Below are 5,194 nucleotides of genomic sequence, written 5' to 3' on the forward strand. Positions count from 1 at the left end.
GTTAAGGCGATTACCGTGAAAGTCGCGCCGGGAGCGCGCTCCACTTTCCCCTCCCCTATTGGGGGAGGGCCGGGGAGGGGAACGGCCAAGGCGCCCGCCACTTTCATCTTGCGGGGTGGCGCGGGCGCCATGGCCGTTACCGTGAAAATCAGGCTGGGACCCGGTGGGAGCGGCTTTAGCCGCGACGCAATCTCGCAAGCTGCCGTGGCCTCGTCGCGGCTGAAGCCGCTCCCACGCATACCTTTCATCGTCCGGGGTGTCTGGTCTGCTGCCATGGCCGTTACCGGAAATCGCCTCAGTACCTCGCAGGAGTCTCAATGAAATCGCACGCCGCCTATGCCTGTTTTTCCGGTGCATTGATCGCCGCCCTCACCCTGCCCGGCTGCGCGACGACGACCGACTGCGTCGGCGCCATCGGCAATCCCAGCGTAACCCCGGCACAGGTCGCCGCCAGCCAGGGCCATGCAGGTGAACTCCAGCGCTGGGGCGGCTCGGTGGTGGAGGGACAGAACCTCGCCGACCGCACCGAGCTCACGATCGTCGGCTACCCGCTGGACCGCTGCGGGGTGCCACGGCTCAATGATGCCACCACCGGCCGCTTCGTGGCCGTGGTCCCCGGTTATCTGGAAACCGGGGACTATCGCCCCGGGCGCGCGGTGACCGCCACCGGTCTGATCTCCGGCACCCGCGCCAGCCAGGTCGGGGCTTCCCCCTATCAGCTGCCGCTCCTCACCAACGCCAAGGTCCGGTTGTGGCCGGCGGCCGACGGGCCTGGGCCAGCGCCTGGGCCTGGGCCTGGACCTGCGTCTGGGTCAGGTCGCTGGTGGGACCGCGTGCACCCCTCGATTTCGGTCGGCATCGGCGCCGGGAGCGGCGGCTGGCATGGCGGGTACGGCGGGATCGGCATCGGGTTTTAGTCGCGAAATCGCGCGACGGGGTCTTGACGCCAGCGAAATCTGCCGTAAATTACTAGCACTCGCTCAAGCCGAGTGCTAACACTTTCCCGGTGGCCTGGCGCCGGCCCCGTTTCATGAGACAAGAAGACATGAAAATCAGACCCTTAAATGACCGTGTGGTAATCCGTCGGCGTGACGAGGAGCGCACCTCCCCGGGCGGGATCCTGATCCCCGACTCCGCAACCGAGAAGCCGATCCAGGGCGAGGTGCTCGCCGTGGGCAACGGCAAGCGGCTGGACAACGGCGAGCTGCGCCCCCTGGATCTGAAGGTCGGCGATCGGGTGCTGTTCGGCAAATATTCGGGCACCGAGGTCAAGGTCGGCGGCGAAGAGGTTCTGGTGATGCGTGAAGACGACATCATGGGCGTCATCGAATAGCGTCTGTCCCGGTGCTTCGACGCTTCCCCCATACGACGAGTTTACTGAGGTTATAAGGCAATGAGTGCAAAGGAAATTTATTTCGGCGATGAGGCCCGTGCCCGCATCCTTCACGGCGTCAACATCCTGGCCAACGCGGTCAAGGTGACGCTGGGCCCCAAGGGCCGCAACGTGGTCCTGGAGAAGTCCTACGGCGCCCCGACCGTGACCAAGGACGGCGTGTCCGTGGCCAAGGAGATCGAGCTCAAGGACAAGTTTGAGAACATGGGCGCTCAGATGGTCAAGCAGGTCGCCTCCAAGACCAGCGACGTGGCCGGTGACGGCACCACCACCGCGACCGTGCTGGCCCAGGCCATGGTCCGCGAGGGCCTCAAGGCGGTGGCCGCCGGCATGAACCCGATGGATCTGAAGCGCGGCATCGACCAGGCGGTCGAGGCGGCGGTGGCGGAACTCAAGGCCATCTCCCGGCCCTGCTCGGACAACAAGGAGATCGCCCAGGTCGGCACCATCTCCGCCAACTCAGACGACTCCATCGGCGAGATCATCGCCGAGGCCATGGGCAAGGTCGGCAAGGAGGGCGTCATCACGGTGGAGGAAGGCAAGTCCCTCGGCAACGAGCTAGACGTCGTGGAGGGCATGCAGTTCGACCGCGGCTATCTCTCACCCTACTTCATCAACAAGCAGGATACCCAGAAGGCGGAACTGGACGACCCCTTCATCCTGCTGCACGACAAGAAGATCTCCAACATCCGCGAGCTGCTGCCGGTGCTGGAAGGGGTCGCCAAGTCCGGCAAGCCGCTCTTGATCATCGCCGAGGACATTGAGGGCGAGGCCCTGGCGACGCTGGTGGTCAACAGCCTGCGCGGCATCATCAAGGTCTGCGCGGTCAAGGCCCCGGGCTTCGGTGATCGGCGCAAAGCCATGCTGCAGGACATCGCCATCCTCACCGGCGCCACCGTCATTGCCGAAGAGGTCGGCCTCACACTGGAGAAGGCGACGCTGGCCGAACTGGGCACCGCCCGCAAGGTCCAGGTCAGCAAGGAAGAGACCACCATCATCGACGGTGCCGGCTCCGAGTCCGACATCAAGTCGCGTTGCGAGCAGATCCGCAGCCAGGTCGAGGAGACCACCTCCGACTATGACAAGGAGAAGCTGCAGGAGCGTCTGGCCAAGCTGGCCGGTGGTGTCGCACTGATCAAGGTCGGTGCCGCCACCGAGATGGAGATGAAGGAGAAGAAGGCGCGCGTCGAAGACGCACTGCACGCCACCCGCGCGGCAGTGGAAGAGGGTGTGGTCCCCGGCGGCGGTGTCGCCTTGGTGCGCGCACTCAGCAAGATCAGCGGGCTCAAGGGCGCCAACAAGGACCAGGACGTGGGCATCACCATTGCGCGGCGCGCCATGGAAGAGCCACTGCGTCAGATCGTCGCCAACGCAGGTGAGGAGCCGTCCGTGGTGCTGAACAAGGTCGCCTCGGGCACCGGCAACTTCGGCTACAACGCCGCCAACGGCGAGTATGGCGACATGATCGCCATGGGCATCCTGGACCCCACCAAGGTGTCTCGCTATGCACTGCAGAACGCCGCCTCCATCGCCGGCCTCATGATCACCACCGAGGCCATGGTGGGTGATTTGCCTAAGGACGACAAGCCTTCCGGCGGTGCCGGTGGCGGCGGCCTGGGTGGGATGGGCGGCATGGGCGGCATGGGCGATATGGACTACTGATCGGCCTCGGCGCTCTGAGAGCCTGACCAAGCCCCGCTTCGGCGGGGCTTTTTGTTGGTGGCGCTGCTCAATCCAGCTTGGCAGGCTATGCCACCCGCGGAGACCACAATGAACGAAAACGACGAGAACCTTGCCGCACTGGAATCCTTCCTGGGGGCCGGTCTGCGGGATGTTTTTCTTGAAGCCTTCAAACGCCGTTTCGGCGATCCGCCCGACGCGATCAGGGCGTATGTGGATGCCGCGCACGTCATGGAGCTAAAGGAATGGATTCCCAACATCGTCAGCGCTGAGACGCCGGACGACATCTTTTACTCTGACCTCGGGCACGCACTCACGCAATTCGCCGCAGCGGTGGATAAGCGGGATCGATGCCGGGCCGATGCGGGGGCTGGCCGACCCGATGGAACGCCTTGACACGCGTGGGTGGGCGGGCGGCGAGTACGTCAATCCCGACTTCATCGCCCGCGTCAGCACAGTCCCGATGCTGCGCCACTTCCAGTCATTCGCTATCCGGCATCGATAATAATCCCAGCCACGATATGTTAGGTTGCGGGGATTTTGGCCACGGAAGCACACGGAAAGCACGGAAAAAGAGGAACGTTTCCGTGTCCTTCCGTGTGTTTCCGTGGCAAGACGGCGACTGACTTCCGGCGTCCCAATCAAGGGTTGCAGTAAGTATTGCAGAAAGGCGAGGCCAAACTCCTGCGCCGCCAGTTGACCCGCAGCTTCGGGCCGCTGCCTTCATGGACCGAGCAACGTCTGGAGCAAGCTGACGAGGCGGAGCTTGAGGCTTGGGCTGACCGGGTGCTTGAGTGTCAGAGCCTTGATGAGGTGTTCGGTGGGGCGGGTTGAGAGCCGTTTTCTTTGCCAGCGGAGGGGTGTTGGAGTAGCCTGTGGGCGATTGACCGCCTGCGACGCTCGGCACTTTTTCGCGGTACGCCCCCTATCTCCGGACTGCTTGAGTGCGGCGGTGCATGTAGTCTAGGGAAACGCTCAATAATTCGGAAGCCACGCTGGCGAACTTAACGACATCATCGTGTTGCGAGCCCGCAGTCACCCAAGCTGGCGATAACCCCCCCGGTCAATTACCATCCTAACGCAGCCCTTATAAATTGGATTCGATATCGCCATGCAACAAAACGCACTCTACTACCCCCACATTGCACTCCAAGATCCTTCATGGATAAAGGCAATGGCATTGTTTTACGACAATATCTACCGCATTGTTCCTGACAACATAATTCCAGACGATTCTGAAGATCTGGCTGCTCTATTAGAGGAAGGCTCCGTAGGCAGAATGATTGACCCTGCCAATTATTCAAGAAAAGCATCCGAAGAGTTCCTTTCCAAGATCGACCGTTGGAATGCTGCTGCGCTCACTTACAACGATGAAGACGAGGCGTTGATAACGAAGCTACACACTGAAAAAACAGATGAACGTGTTCGAGAGATCTTCCAGAAGGCCGGATTTCGGTCGGATAACGACTGGATGTATGTCCCAACAGCTATAGCTTCAAACTTCATGCTCTATATGGCAACCCAGATAGCAACAAGTAATCAGCTATCTTTGATTACCAGCGACTGGGGAGCATGGACAGGGACAAGTTATTTCGGTGTTGACGGACAAGTCGATGATTTCATCACCAACATCGGAAAAGGCAACTGGGGCGAGGAGTATGCTGAGAGTTTTGGTCTTTTCGGTCTCATCGTCACCGAGCTAGTACCTATAAATATTTCAGAAATCCCATCCGAGAAAATCTTAGAGTTTCGCGAAAAGCGCCGAAGTGAGATTGCGCAATTCCGCTCGTGCATGCATGACCTGCGTAAAGAGCTTACCACTCTAGAATCCCACGAAATACGAATCGACACGGTGCGGGAAAAAGCGAAGGAATTGATTCGCGCGCAAGAACAATACAAGGCTAGCGCGGACGTCCTAAAGGCCAAGGGGTGGTTTGGCATTTCATTGATGGGCTTTCCGGCGCCAATGATCTTTGCTGTAGTTTCCCGCTTTCCGTTACGCCACGAGCGCCATAACCGCGGCGAGCAGCGGATTTTGCGGGGGTTTGCCGGGATCCGCGCAATCGATACCGAAACCCTCGCCGCCGAGGTCCTGAGCCAACCGCCGCCGCAGGTCCGCGA

Annotated in this window: 6 protein-coding genes; all 6 read left to right on the top strand. The window is 61.1% G+C overall.

The window, feature by feature from the left end; all coding sequences use genetic code 11:
• The first annotated feature begins 317 nt into the window (after positions 1-317).
• Positions 318-917: a Slp family lipoprotein gene (locus QZY44_RS02190; protein WP_295441637.1), complete on the top strand. Its 600-nt coding sequence runs from the start codon at positions 318-320 to the stop codon at positions 915-917.
• 128 nt (positions 918-1,045) lie between these two features.
• Positions 1,046-1,333: a co-chaperone GroES gene (locus QZY44_RS02195; protein ID WP_295441640.1), complete on the top strand. Its 288-nt coding sequence runs from the start codon at positions 1,046-1,048 to the stop codon at positions 1,331-1,333.
• Positions 1,334-1,393: 60 nt separating this feature from the next.
• A complete protein-coding gene (gene groL, locus QZY44_RS02200; RefSeq protein WP_295441642.1) occupies positions 1,394-3,055 on the top strand; it encodes a chaperonin GroEL in 1,662 nt (553 codons plus the stop codon).
• A 108-nt stretch (positions 3,056-3,163) separates the two neighbouring features.
• Positions 3,164-3,469: a hypothetical protein gene (locus QZY44_RS02205; RefSeq protein ID WP_295441645.1), complete on the top strand. Its 306-nt coding sequence runs from the start codon at positions 3,164-3,166 to the stop codon at positions 3,467-3,469.
• 264 nt (positions 3,470-3,733) lie between these two features.
• Positions 3,734-3,907 carry a DUF4351 domain-containing protein gene (locus QZY44_RS02210; protein ID WP_295441648.1) on the top strand — a complete coding sequence of 58 codons (174 nt, stop codon included), beginning with the start codon at positions 3,734-3,736 and terminating at the stop codon, positions 3,905-3,907.
• A 277-nt stretch (positions 3,908-4,184) separates the two neighbouring features.
• Positions 4,185-5,194, top strand: a 1,010-nt coding sequence (locus tag QZY44_RS02215) for a DUF6236 family protein (RefSeq protein ID WP_295441651.1), incomplete at its 3' end; no start/stop codon positions are given.

It is taken from the genome of uncultured Thiodictyon sp., assembly GCA_903837595.1.
In the GTDB taxonomy this organism is placed as follows: domain Bacteria; phylum Pseudomonadota; class Gammaproteobacteria; order Chromatiales; family Chromatiaceae; genus Thiodictyon.

What these genes read in the sequence shown, in the direction of transcription:
- QZY44_RS02190 (WP_295441637.1), top strand. Translation starts at nt 318, where the DNA reads ATGAAATCGCACGCCGCCTATGCCTGTTTTTCCGGTGCATTGATCGCC.
- QZY44_RS02195 (WP_295441640.1), top strand. Translation starts at nt 1,046, where the DNA reads ATGAAAATCAGACCCTTAAATGACCGTGTGGTAATCCGTCGGCGTGAC.
- groL (WP_295441642.1), top strand. Translation starts at nt 1,394, where the DNA reads ATGAGTGCAAAGGAAATTTATTTCGGCGATGAGGCCCGTGCCCGCATC.
- QZY44_RS02205 (WP_295441645.1), top strand. Translation starts at nt 3,164, where the DNA reads ATGAACGAAAACGACGAGAACCTTGCCGCACTGGAATCCTTCCTGGGG.